General features: G+C 64.3%; 20 protein-coding genes, 2 tRNA genes and 1 pseudogene. 18 read left to right on the forward strand and 5 right to left on the reverse strand.

The window, feature by feature from the left end; all coding sequences use genetic code 11:
- Complete coding sequence (locus ACYQ6T_RS07440; protein ID WP_459829470.1) at nucleotides 1–1815, reverse strand: type I secretion system permease/ATPase; 1815 nt, start codon at nucleotides 1813–1815, stop codon at nucleotides 1–3.
- Nucleotides 1816–1971: 156 nt separating this feature from the next.
- Here ACYQ6T_RS07440 and ACYQ6T_RS07445 point away from each other — a divergent pair.
- Both ACYQ6T_RS07445 and ttcA read left to right on the forward strand, forming a co-directional pair.
- Nucleotides 1972–2047 (forward strand) — tRNA-Asn (locus ACYQ6T_RS07445).
- Between the two features lie 248 nt (nucleotides 2048–2295).
- A complete protein-coding gene (ttcA, locus tag ACYQ6T_RS07450) occupies nucleotides 2296–3087 on the forward strand; it encodes a tRNA 2-thiocytidine(32) synthetase TtcA (protein WP_459829472.1) in 792 nt (263 codons plus the stop codon).
- Between the two features lie 52 nt (nucleotides 3088–3139).
- On the opposite strand, the gene ACYQ6T_RS07455 is transcribed toward ttcA, so the two are convergent.
- A tRNA-Gly gene (locus ACYQ6T_RS07455) sits at nucleotides 3140–3213 on the reverse strand.
- A gap of 101 nt (nucleotides 3214–3314) precedes the next feature.
- Complete coding sequence (locus tag ACYQ6T_RS07460) at nucleotides 3315–3800, reverse strand: flavin reductase family protein (protein WP_459829474.1); 486 nt, start codon at nucleotides 3798–3800, stop codon at nucleotides 3315–3317.
- A gap of 13 nt (nucleotides 3801–3813) precedes the next feature.
- Between ACYQ6T_RS07460 and mutY the strand changes: the two genes are divergently transcribed.
- The 11 genes from mutY to dsbD all read left to right on the forward strand — a co-directional run bounded on the left by mutY (nucleotide 3814) and on the right by dsbD (nucleotide 13580).
- The gene (gene mutY / locus ACYQ6T_RS07465; RefSeq protein ID WP_459829476.1) at nucleotides 3814–4959 is read left to right on the forward strand and encodes an A/G-specific adenine glycosylase; all 1146 of its coding nucleotides are present in this window, start codon (nucleotides 3814–3816) and stop codon (nucleotides 4957–4959) included.
- Nucleotides 4960–4971: 12 nt separating this feature from the next.
- Nucleotides 4972–5652 (forward strand): thiopurine S-methyltransferase, encoded by a 681-nt coding sequence (locus ACYQ6T_RS07470; protein WP_459829478.1) that lies wholly within the window; start codon nucleotides 4972–4974, stop codon nucleotides 5650–5652.
- A gap of 12 nt (nucleotides 5653–5664) precedes the next feature.
- The gene (gene msrB, locus ACYQ6T_RS07475; RefSeq protein WP_459829481.1) at nucleotides 5665–6678 is read left to right on the forward strand and encodes a peptide-methionine (R)-S-oxide reductase MsrB; all 1014 of its coding nucleotides are present in this window, start codon (nucleotides 5665–5667) and stop codon (nucleotides 6676–6678) included.
- A gap of 20 nt (nucleotides 6679–6698) precedes the next feature.
- The gene (locus tag ACYQ6T_RS07480) at nucleotides 6699–7889 is read left to right on the forward strand and encodes a multidrug effflux MFS transporter (RefSeq protein ID WP_459829483.1); all 1191 of its coding nucleotides are present in this window, start codon (nucleotides 6699–6701) and stop codon (nucleotides 7887–7889) included.
- A 111-nt stretch (nucleotides 7890–8000) separates the two neighbouring features.
- The gene (locus tag ACYQ6T_RS07485; RefSeq protein WP_459829485.1) at nucleotides 8001–8510 is read left to right on the forward strand and encodes a YeeE/YedE thiosulfate transporter family protein; all 510 of its coding nucleotides are present in this window, start codon (nucleotides 8001–8003) and stop codon (nucleotides 8508–8510) included.
- A gap of 2 nt (nucleotides 8511–8512) precedes the next feature.
- Nucleotides 8513–9100: a DUF6691 family protein gene (locus ACYQ6T_RS07490; RefSeq protein ID WP_459829487.1), complete on the forward strand. Its 588-nt coding sequence runs from the start codon at nucleotides 8513–8515 to the stop codon at nucleotides 9098–9100.
- A 26-nt stretch (nucleotides 9101–9126) separates the two neighbouring features.
- Entirely contained in the window at nucleotides 9127–9510 is a 384-nt protein-coding gene (locus tag ACYQ6T_RS07495) for a hypothetical protein (RefSeq protein WP_459829489.1), read from the forward strand.
- Nucleotides 9511–9540: 30 nt separating this feature from the next.
- Nucleotides 9541–10494, forward strand: coding sequence for a sulfurtransferase (locus ACYQ6T_RS07500; protein WP_459829491.1), 954 nt, complete (start codon nucleotides 9541–9543; stop codon nucleotides 10492–10494).
- A 59-nt stretch (nucleotides 10495–10553) separates the two neighbouring features.
- A complete protein-coding gene (locus tag ACYQ6T_RS07505) occupies nucleotides 10554–11204 on the forward strand; it encodes a DUF6969 family protein (protein ID WP_459829495.1) in 651 nt (216 codons plus the stop codon).
- Nucleotides 11205–11222: 18 nt separating this feature from the next.
- The gene (gene cutA, locus ACYQ6T_RS07510) at nucleotides 11223–11552 is read left to right on the forward strand and encodes a divalent-cation tolerance protein CutA (RefSeq protein ID WP_459829498.1); all 330 of its coding nucleotides are present in this window, start codon (nucleotides 11223–11225) and stop codon (nucleotides 11550–11552) included.
- Between the two features lie 9 nt (nucleotides 11553–11561).
- Nucleotides 11562–13580: a protein-disulfide reductase DsbD gene (gene dsbD / locus ACYQ6T_RS07515; RefSeq protein ID WP_459829501.1), complete on the forward strand. Its 2019-nt coding sequence runs from the start codon at nucleotides 11562–11564 to the stop codon at nucleotides 13578–13580.
- 48 nt (nucleotides 13581–13628) lie between these two features.
- On the opposite strand, the gene ACYQ6T_RS07520 is transcribed toward dsbD, so the two are convergent.
- Nucleotides 13629–14519 (reverse strand): AEC family transporter, encoded by an 891-nt coding sequence (locus tag ACYQ6T_RS07520; protein WP_459829503.1) that lies wholly within the window; start codon nucleotides 14517–14519, stop codon nucleotides 13629–13631.
- A 212-nt stretch (nucleotides 14520–14731) separates the two neighbouring features.
- Here ACYQ6T_RS07520 and ACYQ6T_RS07525 point away from each other — a divergent pair, with 212 nt between their 5' ends.
- From ACYQ6T_RS07525 to ACYQ6T_RS07545, 5 genes and pseudogenes are all read left to right on the forward strand, one after another.
- Nucleotides 14732–16156 (forward strand): DEAD/DEAH box helicase, encoded by a 1425-nt coding sequence (locus ACYQ6T_RS07525; protein WP_459829506.1) that lies wholly within the window; start codon nucleotides 14732–14734, stop codon nucleotides 16154–16156.
- A gap of 291 nt (nucleotides 16157–16447) precedes the next feature.
- The gene (locus ACYQ6T_RS07530; RefSeq protein WP_459829508.1) at nucleotides 16448–16654 is read left to right on the forward strand and encodes a hypothetical protein; all 207 of its coding nucleotides are present in this window, start codon (nucleotides 16448–16450) and stop codon (nucleotides 16652–16654) included.
- The gene (locus ACYQ6T_RS07535; protein ID WP_459829510.1) at nucleotides 16651–17949 is read left to right on the forward strand and encodes an ImmA/IrrE family metallo-endopeptidase; all 1299 of its coding nucleotides are present in this window, start codon (nucleotides 16651–16653) and stop codon (nucleotides 17947–17949) included. The genes ACYQ6T_RS07530 and ACYQ6T_RS07535 overlap by 4 nt, the downstream gene beginning before the upstream one ends.
- A 151-nt stretch (nucleotides 17950–18100) precedes the next feature.
- Nucleotides 18101–18379: pseudogene (locus ACYQ6T_RS07540) on the forward strand (Uma2 family endonuclease); the annotation flags it as partial.
- Nucleotides 18380–18395: 16 nt separating this feature from the next.
- On the forward strand, nucleotides 18396–20420 hold the full coding sequence (locus ACYQ6T_RS07545) for an HIRAN domain-containing protein (RefSeq protein WP_459829513.1): 2025 nt from the start codon (nucleotides 18396–18398) through the stop codon (nucleotides 20418–20420).
- Here the strand turns inward: ACYQ6T_RS07545 and ACYQ6T_RS07550 are convergent.
- Nucleotides 20414–20605: a hypothetical protein gene (locus ACYQ6T_RS07550; RefSeq protein ID WP_459829516.1), complete on the reverse strand. Its 192-nt coding sequence runs from the start codon at nucleotides 20603–20605 to the stop codon at nucleotides 20414–20416. The genes ACYQ6T_RS07545 and ACYQ6T_RS07550 overlap by 7 nt on opposite strands.
- Nucleotides 20606–20745 lie beyond the last annotated feature (140 nt).

Below are 20745 nucleotides of genomic sequence, written 5' to 3' on the forward strand. Positions count from 1 at the left end.
TCACTGCTCCTTCGCTTGAACCGGTTGCGCCGCTGCCGCGGGTTGTTGTGCTGGTGCAGCGCTCTGGGTAGGGGGTTGTGCGTTTTGGGAAGCAGACTGCGCCTGCTGTTGCGCCGCCTGTTGCTGTTGCTGAGCGGCCTGTTGGAGTGCGGCGAGCACCTGATCGCGCGGGCCATAGGCGTGCAACGTCCCGTCACGCATCACCGCCAGGAGATCGACCACCTGAAGAACGCTCGTGCGGTGGGTGATCACCACTACTGTCCGCCCCTGCCGCTTCATTTCGGCGAGCGCGCGCACAAGGAGCGTCTCGCCGATGTCGTCGAGGTTGGAGTTGGGCTCGTCGAGAACGATGAGCTGCACGTCGCCGTAAAGGGCGCGCGCAAGCGCCACCCGCTGCCGCTGTCCACCGGAAAGGACCATCCCGCCCGGGCCGATCGGGGTATCGTACCCCTGCGGCAGGCGCAGGATCAACTCATGAACCCCTGCGCGCTGCGCCGCTTCGACGATCCGCTCCGCATCGAGCGGCCCGAAGCGGGCGATGTTCTCAGCGATCGTCCCGTCGAAGAGTTCGATATCTTGCGGGAGATAGCCGATGTAGGGCCCCAACTCCGCTTTGTCCCACTGGCTGATGTCGGCGCCATCGAGCCGCACTTTCCCCGCAGCAGGGGCCCAGACGCCAACGAGGAGCCGGGCGAGGGTCGATTTCCCGGAACCCGAAGGGCCGATGATCCCCACCACCGCACCCGGCGGGATCTCCATCGTCACGCCGCGCAGGACTGGTGTCTGGCTGCCCGGGGGGACGGCCACCACGCCTTCGACGCGCACGTGCCCTTTGGGTGGCGGCAACGACAACCGCGGTGGCCGCACCGGAAAGGCCTTGAGAAGCTCACCGAGCCGCTCGTAGGCGAGCCGCGCCTGGACAAAACCGCGCCAGTTGGCGATCAGTTGATCGATCGGCGCCAGCGCCCGCCCCATCAGAATCGAACCGACGATCATCGAGCCGGGGGTGAGTTCATTTTGCAGCACCAGCCACGCCCCCAAACCGAGCACCAACGATTGTGACGTGACCCGAACGAAGCGGGTAATCGCCTGGATCAACCCCGCGCGGTCGCTCGCCACCGCCTGCTGCACGAGATGCTGGACATGTTTCGCTTTCCACCGCTGACGAAGCGCCGGCAGCATCCCCATCGCCTCGACCACCTCCGCGTTACTCAGCTGGTTGTGGGCGAAGTTGGTCGCTTGGTTGGCGTATTTGTTGGCCTCGGCAAGGGGTTTTTGCGTCGCCACTTCGGTAATGATCGTGAGCACCACGAGAATCAGCGCGGAGCCGACGCTGAACCACCCCAGCAGCGGATGGAGGACGAAACAGGCCGCAAGGTAGATGGGGAACCACGGGGCGTCGAAGAAGGCGAACGGGCCGTTACCGGTGACAAACTGCCGCAGTTGCGTGAGGTCGCTCAACGCCTGGCGGGCGTTTGCCCCGCCGCGGCGAAGGGTCGCCTCGAACGCGGCGTCAAAGATCCGCTGGTTGATCTTGGCCTCCATCGCGGCCCCGACGCGCACAAGGACCCGCGAACGGATGAACTCGAGGACCGCCATCAGGAGAAAGAGGCCGACGACAAGGATCGTCAGCACCAATAGGGTCGTGGTGTTGTGGCTACCGAGCACCCGGTCATAGACCTGCAACATGTAGAGCGGCGCGGTAAATTGCAACACATTGATCACAAAAGAAAAAGCGCCCACCCCAACAAAGTAGCGGCGCATGTCGCGAAAGAGTTGCGCGAGTTCCGGGAATCGGGTCTCTCTTCTGGCCATCCTGCTTATCCTTTCGGCCTTCTGCCGCTTGGTTGCGGCCTGAAATTGTGAATTATCGCACAAATGAGTGACCGGTGGGTTGTTATCGCGCTCAAAACCACTTCGTAAAAGTGGTTGACAGAGGTGAGCGCTTGGCCGATAATATCGCTCTCCCGTTCCCCGATAGCTCAGCTGGTAGAGCAACGGACTGTTAATCCGTGGGTCGCAGGTTCGAGCCCTGCTCGGGGAGCCAATAAGCAAAAGAGCAGTTCCCGCTCTTTACCCAGGTTGACCACCTGACTACGGTATAGCGCTAGGCAAACGCTACTTTTCCTTCCCCCGCACTGATCGCTCTTGGCCTGGCAAACCCCCACTCGCCGCACGTCGCCTCCTGCAGCTTGCTCTGTATGCACGGGGACATCTGAGCATTTTTTGGACGCCACCATGTCAGACACCCAGTTGGCTACCGCTACAATTCCCCTCACGCTCATTAAAAAACAGTTGAGCGCCCCGCTCACACCCCCCTCCCACAAGAGCGAGAAGCTGGAGAAGGCGCTCCTGCGTCAAGTCGGACAGGCGATCGCTGACTACGGTTTGATCGAGGCGGGCGACCGGATCATGGTCTGTATCTCCGGCGGGAAAGACTCGCTGACGCTCCTCACGCTCCTCATGAAGCTCCAAGCGCGCGCGCCGGTTTCCTTTTCGCTGATTGCCGTCAACCTCGACCAGGGGCAACCGGGTTTTCCCGCCGAGACGCTTCCCCGTTACTTTGAATCGCTGGGCGTCCCTTACCGGATCGTGCGCGAAGACACCTATTCGATCGTGCAGGAGAAGATCCCCGCCGGCAAAACCACCTGCTCGCTCTGTTCGCGGCTGCGCCGCGGGATCCTCTACCGCACCGCGCGCGAGCTCGGCTGCAATAAGCTCGCGCTCGGCCACCATCGCGACGACATCCTCGAGACCTTTTTCCTCAACCTCTTTTTTGGCGGGAAACTCAAAGCGATGCCGCCGAAACTCACCAACGACGACGGTGACCTTCAGGTGATCCGGCCGCTTGCCTACTGTCGGGAGCGGGAGATCGAGCGGTACGCACGCGCGATGGAGTTCCCGATCATCCCGTGCAACCTCTGCGGAAGCTTAGAGCACGCGCAGCGCAAGCGAATCAAAGCGATGTTGCGTGAATGGGAAGCGGAGGATCCGCGGCGCGTCGCGTCGATCTTTACGGCGCTTCAGAATGTGACGCCGTCGCACCTGCTTGACCCGACGCTCTTTCCTTTTACAAAGCGAGACTAAACAAGAAGGTGGGGGTGAAGAAAGATACAACAGAAGAGGAGATGGTGAAATTTGGAGCGGGTGATGGGAATCGAACCCACGTTCTCAGCTTGGGAAGCTGATGTTCTACCATTGAACTACACCCGCTCGGCAGACGCTATTATAACCCCTTCTCTTGCTCCTTTCAACCCTTCAAAGCGCTGCGGCAACGCCACGTCACTTTGCGCGCGGGAAAACACCAACGCGCGTCAATCTTCCCGCGCGAGCCGCCGGTAACGGCCAGCAAAATAGACGAGTGGTTCGCCGGCGAACCATTCGTGGCGCACCACGCGGGCAAGAAAGAGACGGTGGTCGCCCCCGTCGTGTTCGGCGAAGCGCGTGAGCTCAAAGTGGGCGAGCGCGGGCACCACCAAGGGAACACCGTGCGCACCGTCACGCCAGACGGTCGTCGCAAAGGGGTCCCCGGCGGGCGTTGCAAAGGCCACAGAGACCGCCTCCTGGTCGTCACGAAGGAGCGAAATCCCGTACCATTGCGCCTGTTGAAAAACCGGCAGCCGCCGCAGCCCGCAACCGAGACTGAAGACGACCAAAGGGGGGTCAAGCGAGACCGAGTTGAACGAATTGATCGTGAGCCCCACCGGTGTTCCGCGCTCGTCCCGAGCGGTGAGAATCGCGATGCCGGTAGCAAATCGTCCCAAAGTGTCGCGAAGTGCGCGCGACGCGTGATCGAGCATGCAGAATTCCCCAATGGCAAAAAAAGGTCAAAAAAAGGTTCTCGACTCTACCGCATCCGCGCCCCCTTGGCAAGGTGATGCCGCATGGCGCGACCACGTCGCGCGGATCCAGCCGCTGTGGGCCGATGCCCTCGTCTCCTGGCATCGGGCGCATGGACGCCGCAACCTCCCGTGGCGCGGCACCGACCCCTACCGCATCTGGCTTTCAGAAGTAATGTTGCAGCAGACGCAAGTAGCCACGGTGATTCCCTACTTCGAGCGGTTCATCGCCCGTTGGCCGACGGTCGATGCGCTGGCAGAAGCCCCTCTGGACGAAGTGATGGCGTTGTGGAGTGGCCTCGGTTACTACGCGCGCGCCCGGAATCTCCACCGCGCGGCACAGATGATGGCCACCGAATGGCGCAGCAGCTGGCCCAACGACCCGAAGGAGTGGGCGAAACTTCCCGGGGTTGGACGCTCGACCGCCGCGGCGATCTGCGCTTTTGCCTTTGGCACGCGGGCGGCGATCCTCGACGGCAACGTCGAACGGGTGCTCGTGCGCGTTCTTGGGGTCGAGACCCCACTACCCGACGCGGCAACACGCCGCGCGCTCTGGGCCGCGGCTGAGGCGCTGCTCCCCGATTCTTCAGCGATGATGGCCGAATATACCCAGGCGCAGATGGACCTCGGGGCGCTCCTCTGCACGCGCCGCGCCCCCCAATGCGCCTGCTGCCCTGTCGCTGAGTGGTGTCGCGCGGCGCAGACCGGCCGCGCTGAGGAGCTCCCCCGCAAAGGGAGACGGTCGCCGGTTCAGGAGGTCGCGTGGCGGCTCCGTGCCTACTGGTGGGGCGACCGCCTCTGGTGGGTGCAGCGAAGCGCCCCGGGGATTTGGGGTGGGCTCTGGGCGCTCCCAACTGCGGACGACCCCCCGCCGCCGGGGAGATGGCAGCTCCGTGGAAGAACGCCCCTGCCGCCGCACCGCCTCACCCACCGGTTGCTGCACCTCACCGTCGAGGAGTGGACAACCGCCGACCCCCTCTGCTACGATTCGCGACGAGAAGATGAGGAGGCAACCGGCCGCGCGCCCGCTGGTCGCTGGGGAACGCTCGCCCAAGCAATCAACTGGGGCTTGCCGCAGCCGCTGCGCGCGTGGGCGGAGGAGCGCCTTGCCCTAACCTAACCGGAGGAGACGATGGAACACGGTTTCTGGCACGAGCGGTGGGAACGAGGGGAGATCGGCTTTCACCTCGACGAGTTCAACCCGAGGCTCACCACCTACTGGCCGCAGCTTCAGGTTGCGCGGGATGCAACCGTCTTCGTCCCGCTTTGCGGCAAATCGCTCGACCTCCTCTGGCTCCGCGAGCAGGGCCACACCGTGGTCGGGGTCGAGCTCAGCCCCGTTGCCGTGAGCCAATTTTTCGCCGAGAACGACGCAACGCCCGAAGTCTCCACCTGCGGTCCCTTTGCCTGCTACACCACCGACGGGATTCGCCTCCTGCAAGGGGACTACTTCGCCCTCACGCCCGAGATCGTCTGGGGGTGGGACGGCGCGCCCGCAACCGCCACAGCGATTTATGACCGCGCGGCGCTCGTTGCCCTCCCGCCGGAGATGCGGCAGCAGTACGCCGCGAAGATGCGGGAACTCGCGCGTCCTGGCACCAAGATGCTGCTCGTCACCCTCGAGTACCCTCAAGAGGAGCGCCCGGGACCCCCTTTCAGCGTCTCTCCCGCCGAGGTCTTCGACCACTTCGCGGCGGTGGCTGAGATCAGCCATTGGCTCGACACCGACGTGCTCCCCGACCACCCCCGGTGGCAAGAGCGCGGCGTGCGTTTCTTGCGCGAACACGTCTTTGCGCTGACCTGGAAAGAGTAAAAGGGGATTGCCATGGGGGAGACAGTCACCCTCTACTGCGCGATGGGGTGCTTTTGGGGGGCGCAGCAGCGGCTGCGCACCGTACCAGGGGTGGTCGCGACCGAAGTGGGCTACGCCGGCGGCGACGACCCCCACCCCACCTACGCGTCGGTGTTAGCGTTTGAAGAGGCGTTGCGAAGCGGTGCGGCGCGCGGGCGCAACCACGCCGAGGTGGTGCGGGTCGTCTGGGCACCACCGCACGGCGACGACGAGGCCGCGCGCGCCGCGTTTGCCGAGCTCCTCGCAGCCTTTTGGCAGGGGCACGATCCGACGCAGCGCAACCGGCAAGGAAACGACATCGGCAGCAACTACCGCAGCGCCCTCTACTACGAGGAGCACGACGCCGCGTGGATGTTGCCGCTGCTGATTGCCAGCCGCGCCGCCTACGCGTGGGCGCTGTGGCAAAGCGCCGCCGGGGCGCCGCACTTCCCCGCGCCGACGACCGAAATCGCCCCGGTTCGCCACTACACCCCTGCCGAACCCTACCACCAGGACTATCTGCTCAAAAATCCCGGCGGCTATTGCGGACTGGGAGGCAGAGGCGTTGCGCTCCCGCCCTACCCGTGGCCACTCCCCGGCCCCGACGCCCACCCCTTTTGGCGATGGCTCGGGCGTGAAGTCCTCACCTCAGAGGCCTTCGTGATCGCGTTTGAACACGGCACGGAACCTCCCTTTACCGGCTGCCACCTCGACGAGAAGCGCCCCGGCCTCTTTCTCGACCCTCTTTTGGGAGCGGTCCTCTTTCGAAGCGAGACGAAATTCACGAGCGGCACCGGCTGGCCGAGCTTCTTCAGCGCAGAACCGGGGGCGATCACCGAGCACGAAGACCGCTCCTACGGGATGGTGCGCACTGAAGTGAGGAGCGCCACCACCGGCATCCACCTCGGCCACATCTTCCCCGACGGCCCGCCCCCGACGGGACTGCGCTACTGCATCAACGGCAACGTCCTCGCGTTTGCTCCCTTCGCTTCGCCCAGTCTCCGCTGAAACGGGAAAGGACCAAGCGCGTGGCCCCATCCGCATCGCCGACGCAAACGCCCGTCGCGCCCACTCCGCTCCTCTTTGGCCTCATCATCGCGCTGGTCGCGTTGGGGCCACTTTCGACCGATCTCTACCTGCCGGCGCTTCCAGCGCTCGTTGAGGACCTCGCAACCGACGTCGCCCACGGGCAGCTGACGCTCACCGCCTACATGATCGGTTTTGCCTGTGGTCAGCTCTTCTACGGGCCGCTTTCCGACCGCTTTGGCCGAAAACCGGTGATCCTCTCGGGGCTTATCCTCTACGCCGCCGCGTCGCTCGCCTGCGTCTGGGCAGAGAGCATCACGACGCTCCTCGTTGCGCGCGTCGTCCAGGCCGTCGGGGCGTGTGTCGGGCCAGTCTTGGGACGAACGATCGTGCGGGACGTCTATGGCCCCGTCGAAGCGCCGCGGATGCTTGCCCATGTCGGCTCGGCGATGGCGATTGCGCCGATGGTCGCGCCGTTGATCGGTGGGGTGCTCACCGCCCACTTCGCCTGGCGCAGCAACTTCGTCGCTCTCTTTCTCTACGCGGTGGTGACCCTGGCCATCTTGGTGTGGGCGCTTCCGGAGACGAACGTCCATCGCGGCAAGGCTTCGTTCAGCTTCATCGCCTCCTTCGCGACGCTCTTGCACGACCGGCGCTTTCGCTGGTTGCTGATCGCGAACGCCTGCGGTTACGCCGCCCTTTTTGCCTTCATCTCCGGGTCGAGCTTTGTCTTTATCACGATGTTTGGCTACACTCCATTCGAGATGGGCCTTGCGTTTGCGGTGATGGTCACCGGCTTCTTCGTCGGTTCAGTAGGAAGCGCCCGCCTCTCCCGCCGCTTGGGTGCCGAGCGGCTCCTCAGAATCGGTGGCTGGCTGGGGCTCGCCGGCGGAAGTGCGATGGTCATCTGGCTCCTCCTCTCCCCCTCTCCCTTTGCGGTGATGATCCCGATGTGGTTCTGCGGCGCCGCAGCAGGCTTCTTGATGCCGAACGCCACGGGGTTAGCGCTCGCTCCCTATCCGAAGATCGCCGGCGCGGCGGCGTCGCTGCTGGGTTTCTCGCAAATGGGGATCGCCGCCGTGGCCGGAACGACCGTCGGGCACCTCCTCAACGACACCCCCTACCCGATGGCTGCGGTGATCGCGGTGGTGATGACGGTCGCATGGTGGAGCACGCGGGCGGCGACGCGGTAAGGAGCGGCCCCTGCACCCGATCGCAAGTTCCCTCTTGTCAAAAAGATCAAAAGTAACTAATATAGATTTATTACATTACAACCATCCGCAACGCAACCCCTGGAGAGCATGATGACGACGACACCTTGTTCGCCTCGCCCCCTCTTGCACCCCTTGGTCGCAGGGGTCGCTTTGGGCGTCACGCTGATCTTCACCTTTCTCCTCACGGGCAACGGCTTGGGCGCAAGCGGCGCGTTTGCCCGCTTAGCGGCGTGGCTGGGTGGGGAGGCCGCGCGACAGAACCCCTACCTCAGCGCCTTTTGGCAATCGGGCCACCCGCTCAACACCTGGGTCGTCTGGGTGGTGGTGGGTGTCTTCCTCGGCGCGCTCCTCTCGGCAACGACGAGTGGGCGTTTCCGCTTGAAGATCGAAGGGGCGAAGGCGGTCGGAACGGGCAAACGGTTGGCGACCGCTTTTGCCGGGGGGATCCTCGCGGGCTTCGGCTCGCGCATCGCCGCAGGCTGCACGAGTGGCTTGGGGCTCTCCGGCGGCGCAACGCTCGCTGTTTCGGCGTTTGTCTTCTTGGCCCTCTTTTTCGTCACCGGAATCATCGTCTCCCGCTTCATGACCAAAGGAGCCTAACGATGCCCCTCTACGATACCTCTCTTGCCTCTGGCCTGCTTTGTGGCATTCTTTTCGGCTTCATTCTGGAATCGGCCGGTTTTGGCAGCGCCTGCAAGCTCACGGCGCAATTCCGCTTTTCCGACTGGACGGTCTTGAAGGTGATGTTCACCGCGATTGTCGTTGCGGCGATCGGCCTCTACGCCCTCAACGCTGCGGGGGTGGTCTCCTACAACGATCTCTTCGTTCCCCCCGCGTATCTCGGTGCTGCGGCAATCGGCGGGGTTTTGATCGGCGCCGGCTTTGCGATTGGCGGTTACTGCCCCGGAACGGCCGCGAGTGCGCTCGGCGCAGGACGGCTCGACGGCCTGGTCTTCATGATCGGCATGGTGGTCGGTGTGGCGATCTTCGCCGCCGGTTATACCACTTTTGCCCCCTGGATGGAGTGGGGGGCGATCGACGCGGCACGGCTGCCGGAGCTGCTTGGCGTCAGCGAACCGCTGCTGCTTGTCCTCTTTGCGGCGGCTGCTGCTACTCTCTTCTGGTGGGGTCACCGCGTGGAACAGGCACATGGCGGCGCGCTCACGGCCGAGGCACTACAGGATCGATGACTTTTCCCACGAAAGGAGGCTGTACCATGAAACTCCCAAAGATCGTCCGTCGCATCGTACCGGCCGTAGCAGTGGCTGCGGCGGTTTCGGTCGCGCCACCGCTCGCCTCGGCTCAGGGTAACCCCTGCGCCCCAGCCCGCCGCAGCGCAAACCCGTGCGCTGCCGGTAATCCTTGTGCCCCCGCGCGCCGAAGTGCCAACCCCTGTGCGGCGGGGAACCCTTGCGCGCCGGCTCGCCGTGGCGGCAATCCCTGTGCCGCAGGAAATCCCTGCGCACCGAAGCGGCAGTCGGCGAATCCCTGTGCCGCTGGCAACCCGTGTGCGCCCGCTCGCCGAAGTGCCAACCCGTGTGCGGCGGGGAACCCCTGTGCGCCGAAGCGGCGGTCGGCAAACCCCTGCGCAGCGAAATAGTTTTTTCAACACCCAAATGGAGGAGTCATCATGCGCGTTCGTTTCATCCTTGCTGGTCTCATGATCACCGGTAGCGTCGCCGCTGCCGACCTTCCCGGGCCTGTCGTCACCGTCGACTGGCTTGCAGCCAACCTCGACAAGGTCCAGGTTCTGCAAATTCACGAACCCGATCTCTTCACGGCGCAACCGCAATACAAGAAAGATGAAAAGAGCGGGCAGGCGAAACTGGTCGATGTCGGCGGCCATATTCCCGGCGCCACGGTCGTCGACCCCAAAAAGACCCGTACCGAGCGACAAATTGGCGAGCTGAAAGTGAAATATATGGTGCCGACCGCCGCAGAATTCTCCCAAGTGGTCCAAGCGGTCGGGATCAACGACGACAAACCGATCGTGATCGTCTCGCCCGGCACCTCGTCCGCCGAATTCAACGACGCCACGCGGCTCTACTGGCAGTTCAAATACTTCGGCGAGAACCGCGTTGCGATCCTCGACGGCGGCCTCGCGGCGTGGATCCAGGCGGGTCAGAAGGTGGAGTCGACCCCGGCGAAGCCGCAGCCGGGCAACTGGAAGGCGAAGGGGGAAGATGCATCGATCCTCGCGACGAGCGACGAGGTCGCCGCAGGCAAAGCGCAGCTCATCGACGCCCGGCCGCTCAGTATGGCTTTTGGCTATACCAAACGGGATTACGTCTACGACTACGGCCATATCGCTGGCGCGAAGATCTTCCCGCCGGAACTCCACACGATCAAAAAAGGGTTGGCAGAGCACATTCTCCCGGTCGAGGCCTACGCCAAGGTCTTCCAAGCAGTGGGGGTAGACCCGAAAGCACCGTCGATCACCTACTGCAACAGTGGCCACCTTTCAGCGGGACCGTGGTTCATTCTCCACGAACTGATGGGGAACCAGCAAGTGAAGCTCTATGACGGGTCGCTCCACCAATGGACCCTCGAGAAACGCCCGCTCGTCTCGCTGGTCCCGCACTGATCCCGGCGGATCCCCCGCACACGTGGTCTGCGCGCGCGCAACGGCGAGCGCGCAGCGCGGTGCGCGACTGGGCGATTGCTGAAACGGCGCTGCGCGCGGCATCAAGCGACGTCGTTCGCGAGATGCTGCGCACCGCCCCCTCCTTCGTCGAGTTGGAACACTATCCGCCCGACGATGTCATGGACTCCGCGACAAGCTGCCAATACTACTACCACGCCCACCGCGCGGGGGAACACGGCCACTTCCACTGTTTCGTCCGCGCGCCGCTTCTCCCCGAAAAGGGTTTGTGGCAGGGGAGAGCCGGTGAAAAAGTCGGCCCGCAGGGCGACGAGCGGATCGCCCAGCTTGTGGCGATCAGCATGGACGTGTGGGGCCGCCCGCAGTCGCTCTTTCTAACCAACCAGTGGGTCACCGACGAAACCTGGTACCCGGCACACCGCCTCATCCCGCTCGTTGATCGATTTGCCGTCACCCACGCCTATCCCAACTGGGCCGCAAACATTTGGCTCACCACCTTCATCCAGGCGACACGCCCCTGGATCGTCGCACTCTTGAAGGCGCGAGACCGCGTCCTCGCCCCGCTTTTGACCGATGGGCCAGCCATTTTCGCTGACCGGTCGGTGGAGCTCCTGGTCGAACTGGACCTCCGCGCTGCATGGCCGGCGCTTCTCGCGTGGGCTGGGGTAGAATTGCCCGAAGTTTCCGCGTGAGCGCCAAGGAGCCACACCATGGAGGAGCAAACCTGCCTCGTGCTGATCACCACGCCTGACGAAGCAACCGCGACGACGATCGCGCGCACGTTGGTCGATGAGTCGCTCGCTGCCTGTTGCAACCTCATCCCGCAGGTACGCTCCATCTACCGCTGGCAAGGGGAGCGTTATGAAGAGAGCGAGTGGCTGATGGTCGTCAAGACAACCCAAGTGACTGTGCCGCGTCTCACCGAGCGCGTCGTCGCCCTTCACCCCTACGAGGTCCCAGAGGTGATCGCGCTACCGATCGTCGCGGGTGCGGAACCCTACCTCGCGTGGGTCACTCAGAGTACGCACCCCAACCCTTAGGATCGTCTGATGGTGCTCTTCCCTCCTTGCGCTCTTTGGGCAGAACGGCATGCTGCGCGGGTGATGGGGATCCTTCTCTTTGCCCTGTTGGCGTTTCTCTCCCCCGCCCTTTTCGCCGCCGACCCGGTACCGCCCGAAGAGGCCTACCCGGCGCACGCCTATCGGGTGGACAACGAGACGATCGCGGTGGAATTCGCGATCCGCCGCGACTACTACCTCTACCGGGACAAAGTGCGCGTCGAGCCGCTCACCGAAGGGCTCCAACTGGGTGCGCCGCAACTCCCGCCGGGGAAAAAGAAGCGCGACGACTTTTTTGGCGAGACGGAGGTCTACTATGATACCCTGCGCTTCACGCTCCCGGTGGTCACGGCGAATGGCGCGGAGCCGTGGCGCCTCAGGATCATCAGCCAAGGGTGTTGGAACGGCGGCGTCTGCTATCCGCCCCTTGAGCAGGAGGTAACAGTCGCCGACGCGCCGCCCGCGCGGTCGCTGCTGGGTGCGCTCTTCAACAAAGGAGCGGCGGGAGCGGGCGCTCCAGCGCCTGGAACCCAACCCGAAGGGGCGATCGCGAAGGGTCGATCGCCAGCTGCGCCGCCGCCGAGTGATCAGAGCACGCCGCCCTCTGCGCCCACCGATCAGGGCACGGCGACGCCGCCATCTGTTGCGCAGGACAAAAAAACCGCGCCAATCAATGGGAGCGGCGACGTTTCGCCGCCTGCAACCGACGAGGCGGGGTCACTCGCCCGCTTTATTGCACAGCAGCAGGGGGGTGTGGTGCTCGCCGCTTTCTTCGGCTTTGGGCTGCTCCTTGCCTTTACCCCGTGCGTCTTTCCGATGATCCCAATACTCTCCGGGATCATCGTAGGTCAGGGGGCGCAGCTCTCCCGCGCGCGGGCATTGGTGCTGACCGCGACCTACGTGCTCGCGATGTCGCTCACCTACGCGCTCGCGGGTGTTGCGGCGGGGCTCTCGGGCGCATTGGTGCAGACGGCGCTGCAGCAACCGGCAGTGCTCGTTGCGTTCGCGGTGCTCTTTGTCCTCTTGGCGCTCTCGCTCTTCGGGTTTTACGAACTGCAGTTGCCCGCGAGTTGGCAAAACCGTCTCAACGCGCTCGCGGGGAGCCAACAGGGGGGGCAGCTGGTCGGGGTGGCGGTGATGGGGATCCTCTCCGCGCTCATTGTCAGCCCCTGTGTCGCACCGCCGCTCGTTGGGGCGCTCCTTTACATCTCGCAAAGTGGCGACGCCCTCTTTGGCGGCGCAGCGCTCTTTGCTCTGGGGCTTGGAATGGGGGCGCCGCTCCTTGCCGTGGGCGTTGGCGCGCGCGAGCTGCTCCCGCGAAGCGGCCCGTGGCTCAACGGCGTCAAAGCAGCGATGGGTGTGGTGATGCTCGGGGTGGCGTGGTGGATCGTCCGACCGGTCCTCCCCGAAACCCTCTGGCTCGCGGGATGGGGGGTGTTGGCGATTGGGTGCGCTGTCGCGTTGGGGGCGCTCGAGCCACTACCAGTCGCCGCGCGCTGGCCGAAACAGCTCGGCAAAACGGTGGGACTCCTCTTGCTTGCCTACGGCGTCGCCGCCCTCTGGGGGGCACTTGCGGGCAGCCGCGATCCGCTGCAGCCGCTTGCCGGTTTTGCTGCCCAGCAAGGGAAGCCGGAAACCTCAGCGCTTACCTTTCGCCCGATCGCGTCGCTCGAGGAGCTCCAAGCGGTGGTCGCAGCGAGTGGCCGGCCGACGCTCGTCGATGTTCGCGCCGATTGGTGCGTCTCCTGCCTGGAGTTGGAGCGCACCACTTTTACCGACCCCCAGGTGGTGGCCCTCCTCAAAGAGGGGGTGACGCTCCTCAAAATGGATGTCACCGCGAACAACGCGAGCGACCAGGCGTTCATGCGCCACTTCCAGATCTACGGCCCCCCCGCACTCCTCCTCTTCGACGCGAACGGTAAAGAGCGCACGGAGCTCCGCGTCACCGGCTACATGGACGGATCGACCTTTGCAGCACACCTGCGGCGGTGGCTCGGGCAAAAATCGTAGGTCGTAACCGCTTGGGACGGCGCTGATGGTCCCCGTGAGGGGCACCGGTCACTTGACCTCAAGCAGGGCCAGCCACAGGGTGAGCGTTGCGGCCGAAAGTACCGTCGTGAGCGAAATGAGTCGGGCCACCCCGGGACCATCACCACCCATCCGGGAAGCCAGGATGTAGGCTGAACTCGCCGAAGGAAGCGCAGCAAAGATCACCAGCACCGCAAAAGGAAGCGCAGCGAGATTGAGCCACCGTCCGATCACCCAGGCAGCGACGGGGCTCAACACCAGCTTCACCAGCGAGACGACCGCTCCCGAAATGGCGAGATCGCGCGACGGGGTGAGCGCCGCCCCCACCGCCAAAAGACCAATTGCCACCGCTGCCGCTGAGAGGCGGCCAAGGAGCGCGTCGACCGGTTGCGGCAACACGCCGCCCGCGCCATGAAACACCAAACCGATCAACGTGGCGAGTACCAGCGGATTGACCAAGAGGTGGCGCATTCCCCCCACCGACCGTCGCGCCATGCTGCCCACCGCCAGGAGATTGGCAAGCGGCACGAGCGCACCACACACCATCCCCATCCACGCTAAGCCGTTAGCACCAAAAGCCTGCTGCGCGATCGCCATGCCGATGTAGGTGTTGAAGCGGTACGCACATTGCGCCCGCGATGCGATCGTCAGCGGGTCCGCGCCTACCCACCGCCCGAGGAGCAGAATGAGCACAAACCCCAAAACCATGACTGCGGCGCCCGCCGCAATGAGCGTCACCGCATCATGCAACGAAAAAGGGGCTGTAGCGAGCGACCGAAAAAGGAGTGCAGGAAAAAGAACGAAATAGACCAGCTTTTCCACCCCGACCCAGAACCGTTCGTCGGGGAGCAGCGTGCGGCGAAGCACCGCGCCCAGGGCAATGCAGGCAAAATCGGGAAAAAGAATTGCGAGGGGTTCCACTTGGTTTTTTCCTCGTCTGTGTTATAGTCGCGTTTGCATTGCGTCGCAGTTAGTAGCTCTCATGCGCCTTTGGGCGCGTCACGCTTCTGGGACTGTCGCCGCAGTCCCGTCGAAGGCCTAGAGTTTCGCCCTTTCATTGTACGTGGCTCGTTGCCGTCGACGGCTTATGCCTTTATTGGCTCTCTTTGTTTGTATCGTATGAAGGAACATCAATGTCGACCCTCGAGCACGTCTCACCCACCCCCTCTTCCTTGACTTTTGCCGATCTCGGGCTTCCCGCAGCCATTACCGCCGCTGTTGCCCAGACAGGCTACACCGAACCGACTGCGGTGCAGCGCGAAGCGATTCCTGCGGTGCTCGCCGGCGAAGATCTCCTCGTCTCCTCGCAAACGGGGAGCGGCAAAACGGCGGCGTTTGCCCTGCCGCTTCTTGCGCGGTTGAGCCAACCGCGCCCCGACCCGCGCGATCGCGGTGCCCGGGTGCTCGTGCTCACCCCGACGCGTGAATTGGCGCAACAGGTCGAAAAGGCGTTTCGCACCTACGGTCAGGGGCTTCGCCGCCTCAAAACCGTGACGCTGGTGGGCGGCATGCCGTTCGGACCGCAACGGCGCGACCTCGCAGGGCCGGTCGATGTGATCGTCGCCACCCCTGGCCGCTTGAAGGACCACCTCAACCAGCGCACCCTCACCCTCTCCGCCGTCGAGACGTTGGTCCTCGACGAGGCCGACCGCATGCTCGATATGGGGTTCATCGACGATATTCGCGAAATCGCCGTCGCGACCCCGGCAAACCGGCAGACCCTTCTCTTTTCCGCAACACTCGACGGCGTTGTCGGCCAACTCGCCCGCTCGATCACCCGCAACGCGCGCCGCATCGAAGTCGTTCGCACCCCTGAGGCGGCCCCCAAAATCGCCGAGCGCGTCCACTACTTCGACAACGAGACCCACAAGAACCAGATCCTGGCGCATCTCCTCGCGAACGAAGCGGTCCAGCAAGCCGTGATCTTCACCGCCACCAAAAGGAGCGCCGAGATGCTCGCGACCCAGCTCCAAGGAAACGGCATCCGTGCAGAGGCGCTCCACGGCGACATGACCCAGCGGGCGCGGAGCCGCGTCGTTGAGCGTCTTCGCCGCGGCGAGATTCAGGTGTTGGTCGCGACCGACGTCGCCGCGCGCGGGCTCGACGTTGCCGGTATCACGCACGTGATCAACTTCGATCCGCCGAAACAGTTCGAGGACTATGTCCACCGCATTGGCCGCACCGGCCGCGCGGGGCGGGAAGGAATCGCGATCACCCTCGCGCACCCCAACGAAAGCCGCCTGATCCAAGGGATCGGCCGTTTCGTTGGCCGCACGCTCCCCGAGGAGACGATCGCCGGGCTCGAGCCCCGTATCCCCCGCCGCACGGGGGGTAACGTCAGGAGCGAGCGGAGAAGCCCCGGAACCAGCCGCCCCTTTGCCGCCCCACAAAAGCCGAAGAGCGATTTTGGCCGCAGCCGCTGGGGTGACGCGCGTCCGCACGACGCCCATCGCTCGCGCGGTGCGTCGCGCCCCCATCAGGAGTGGGAACGCAGCGATCGCACGCGCTGGGATGACGACGCTCCTCGGGCACGACGGACCCTGTCGATCAAGAAGTAGTCGCTGCGGGGGCGGTTTCTCGATGGTAGAATGGGCAAGCTGTGGTGTCAGAAAATTTTGCGACCCTCGACGTTCATGCTGACCAAACCCCGCCCGCTACCCCGTTTTGCTGCGATAGCAGATGAGCAGAGACAACGCCTTGCTTTACTTGCCGAACGCGCAGTTTACCGAGGCAGTCCGGCACACAAGAAAAACCCCGGCGACTTTGGTCTGACGCCGCCTGCTGGCCCCCGCCCAGGAAAATCCCTGTGTGACGTCGCTGGTATTTTTGAAAGGAAGAGGGCTCAGGCAATGCTTGAGGAGGCTTTTCGGCGGGGATTTGTCAGCCAGACGGAAGACAAGGGTTGGCCGAAGGCAGTCTGGGCGGTGACCGATGAGGGGGTGGTGCTGGAAGCACGACTGGACAACGCCGAGCGCGGCAGTTACCACGGCTACCCCGTTCCCGAGAGCGACCCGCTTGCAGCGGAAATCCGCAAACGCTGGAAAATGTCGCCATGACCGAATTCGCCATTACCGTTAGGGAGTGGCTCACCACCACGGATGATCCGCCAGAATTGGCGGCGACGAGCGGCTGGCTCGAAATCAGCGCTGGAGGTGTCGTACTCACCCACCACGAAGATTGCTGGTCGCGCACCGTGCGTGACGCCGTACTGGTGTCCATGTACCCCCTTGCCTATTGGTTGGCTTGGAACTGGTGGCGGCTGAGTTTTGAGCCGCTCCCCGCATCAAGGCCGCCCATTGTGTGGCGGCTCGCGCACGAGCTGGGCGCTGCGGATCACGGCTACGTCTGGCCGCGCGTGTTGTTCGCCTCTGACGGTGAAACGGTGCAGGTTTATGCCGAACCGTTCGTAACAGCCGGGCAATCGGTGCAGTACCTATCCGGACTTGAAGTTCCGTTCTCTGTGCCCCTTGCGCACTTTCAGACCGTTCTCGACAGCTTCCTCAATGAGGTGGTGGAAAGACTTGCCGCTACTGGGTTGCGGGAGACAGCGCTTGCTGGTCTCTGCAAGCAGCTACGCTCCGAACGTTCTGACCCAACGCTCACCGAACGGCGGCGTCTTGAGGCGCTTTTGGGGTTCGACCGCGAGGAGTGTCCTGAGGAGATACTCGCTGACCTGCTGCGCTGGCAAAGCCGTATTGGCCTGAGCGCGCTTGAGGAATTGTCCCCGGTGATCGGTTTGAAGCGCGATCCCGCTGCAGAAATCGCATCGCTTGAGAGCGCGAAAGGTATTTCCATCGCCCCGCAAGTCGAGCCCAAGACAGTCAATCGTCGGAGTGTGCCGTGGGTGCAAGGGGTAGAGGCAGCGCAACGTTTGCGCAAAGACCTTGGAAACACTCGCGATCCGATCCCTACTGCCGACCTCTACGCGCTACTGGGTATCAGCGGTCACGCAAAACTCGACGATGTAACCGACAGACGGCGGTCAGCGACTGTCGTGCGGCGTTTGCCGAATGAAACGGTGTTGCTACCGCGGAAACGCCACCCCACGGCCCGCCGGTTTGAACTCGCTCGGGTTTTGAGCGATTGGCTGATGGCTGACCCGAATGATTCCTCTTGGCGCATTTCGACCGATGCATTCACCGCTCGCCAAAAAAGGCAACGCGCCTTTGCCGCAGAGTTTTTGTGCCCCATCGACGCACTGATCGGCTATCTCGACGAAGATTTTTCTGACGACGCGATTCTCGATGCCGCAAGCTACTTTGACGTAAGCGAACAGACCATCCGCTCATTGTTGGCGAGCAACGGCTATCTCTCCCGATACGAATCGCTCGCCTACCCACTCGCCGCTTAGCAAAGGTAGCGCCGAGCGCACGCCTGACTAAAACCGCGCTCCGATCACTATAATCTAAACGGGTGCACAAAAGGAGACGCGCCATGGGACTCGCGCTTCCTCAATCGCAACACTACACCTACGCCGACTACCTCACCTGGCCCGTAAAGAGCGACTCGACGAGCGCGGCTGCCGCGGTGCGCCCGACTGGATCATCGAGGTACTTTCGCCCGCAACCGCTGCGCACGACCAGACCGTCAAACGCGCCGTCTATGAGCGCGCAGGCGTTCGGGAGTACTGGCTGGTGCACCCCACCGACCGCGTCGTCACGATCTACCTCTTGGAAAACGGCGCATACGGCAAACCCGCGGTCTACGAACTCCAGGGAACGACTGCAGCAGTGACGCTCCCGAAGGTGGTGATCGACTGGGCACGGGTGCTCAGGGAGTGAGGCTGCAACCTGCGTGATGAATGCCGCTCTCCCCACCGTCCGCGCGCGCCTCTGGGTCTCGGGCTACCGCCTCTGGCCGCCCGACCGCTACCCGCGCCTCTGGCTGGTGCTCAGCGACGGCCGGGCGCTTGCGCTGCGGCTCGGCGACGACTGGCTCGGGCGGGACGAAGCGATCGCCCCGATCGTCGCGGCGCTTGCCGACGATCGTCGCGGCGAGCGCTACTCGCTCACCCTGCCCGAAGTCGGTTACGTGCACGTCCTTTACGCTGCACCAGTCGTGCCGAGTCTTGCGCGCGACCACGCGGCGTTCCTCTTCGACCCCGACTTCCAGGCCTACGTTGCGGCGCTCGATCGCGACGTCGTCGCGCTCCTGGCGAGCTTCGAGCGGCCCGACACCCCAGCCGCGGTCACCGGCCACCCTCTGGGGCGCGAACCCCATCCGCCGCCGACGCGCTACCTCTCGTCGATCCGCAACTACAACCGGCTTGCGACCCTGCCCGCGGCGCAGCGCGAGCGGCGTCTGCAGGCACTGCGCCGCTTTCCGCCACTCGTTGCGCCGCTTTTACTCACCTTTCACCACTCGCCCAACCACTTCGACGGCAAGCGCCACGCCCAGCGCCACAAGGATGAAACCGTCGAAGCGGCGATCGACGCGGGGCGCGACCTCGTCGGCGCGTTGGCCCACTTTTGGGGCATCTCGCGGGGGCTCGTGCGCGCGCCAATCAACGCCGTGATGTGGGGTGGCGGGGATGTGGGGCATCGGCGCTCGCTCCTGGCCTTTCTCGACGCGCTCCCCGACAATCAGCGCCCAGACATTGCCGAGTTCGAGCGCTGGCTGCCCTACTTAGCGAACTACTTTGCCCTTCTTGCGGAAGGGGGTGAGGGGATCGCGCCAGAGAGACTTGCCGACGTGCACCGCGGCGCTTTTCGCCTCGGCTGGCAGCTTACCTGGCAAGCGGCAGCCAAGCGACACGGCAACCTCCTCTCCGCGCTCGTCGACTGCGGCGACTTTCTCGACGCGGTGCGCGACCGTGCGGCGGCGATCCTCAAACGCCGCGACGGCCCGAGTCGGCGGCAACTGGCGAGCGCGTGGGTGGCCTGCCACGGGCTGCTCGGCTTACTTGACGCCTCGGCGCGCTGGCACCGGCGGCGTCCGCCACCGGAGCAGGATCGCACGCTGCCCGATTTCGCCGTGCCGGTGATTGTCGGACGTCTGGAGGAGGAGGGTAGAGTAGCAGAAGAGCTCTACACGGCGACGATGCTCCAGATGGAGGGGATCGTGATGCGCCACTGCGTCGGGGGTACGAGTTACTGGGCGGCGACGGTCGAAGGAGCGCGGATCTTCCACCTTGAGCGGCCGCGCGAAAAGGCCACTGCTTACTACCGCCCGCAGCCGGTCAATGCCGAGGGAGAAGACGCGGTCTATGAACTTGTGCAACTGCGCGGCCCTTGCAACCAGGAGGTGAGCACAGCGATGGCAGAGTGGGCCGAACGGGTGCTTGAAGCGCTCAACGACCCGGCGCGGCAGGAGCGGCGGCGCGCGGCACTGCGGTGCAAAAGCGAAGCGCTCGCGCAAGAGTGGCTGCGACGGCGCGCAGCGCACTTTGCCCACCACCTGCTCGACCCTAAATCGGAGCGGCAACTCATGCGGGCGCTCGCCTGGCTCGGCGAAAAGGTGCCTGGGCCCGAGGTGGTGCTCCATGCCCACGTCGCCGGCTTCGAGTACCACGACGGGCCGCAGGTGGAGGAGGAGCTCGCGGTGGGCGACCCCCTTGCGCTCGTGCCCGAACCCGCAAACCCCCACGACCCGCTTGCGGTGCGCATCGACTGGCGGGGGCGCACACTCGGCTACGTCCCGCGCCCCAACAACGAAGCGATCGCCGCCAGGCTCCTGGCGGGCGAGGAGCTCCTCGCGCAGGTGAGCGAACTCAAACGTGACGCGCCGCCGTGGCGGCGGGTCGGCTTTGTGATCCGGGTAGCGACGCCGACCACGGTGAAAAGGGGAAGGCCAGCTGGGCCCGAACGCACCCGCGCTCAGTAACGGTTGCCGTCGATCCTTCGGCGGACGATTTCAGCGAGAATCCCCAATGCCGGCGCGAGATAGAGCGCCGCAACGCCGAGCAGCGGCCAAAGCCACACCGGCGTGAAGTCGGCGACGAACCAGATGAGGAGCAGGGATACGATGACGAGGGCTTCGTCCAGCGGGGCAGACGAGGTCATTTTCATTCGTGCGTACTCCAAGAGGTTAGCCGTTTGTTGATCTCGGCATGCAGCAGACGTGTTCGCGGGTCGTTCAGCATGCCGCGCAGCACCTTCACAAGCGTTTGCTTGCGCACAGTGCAGTGCTCAGCGTTTGAAGATAAGCA

The organism is Hydrogenophilus islandicus (assembly GCF_054657095.1).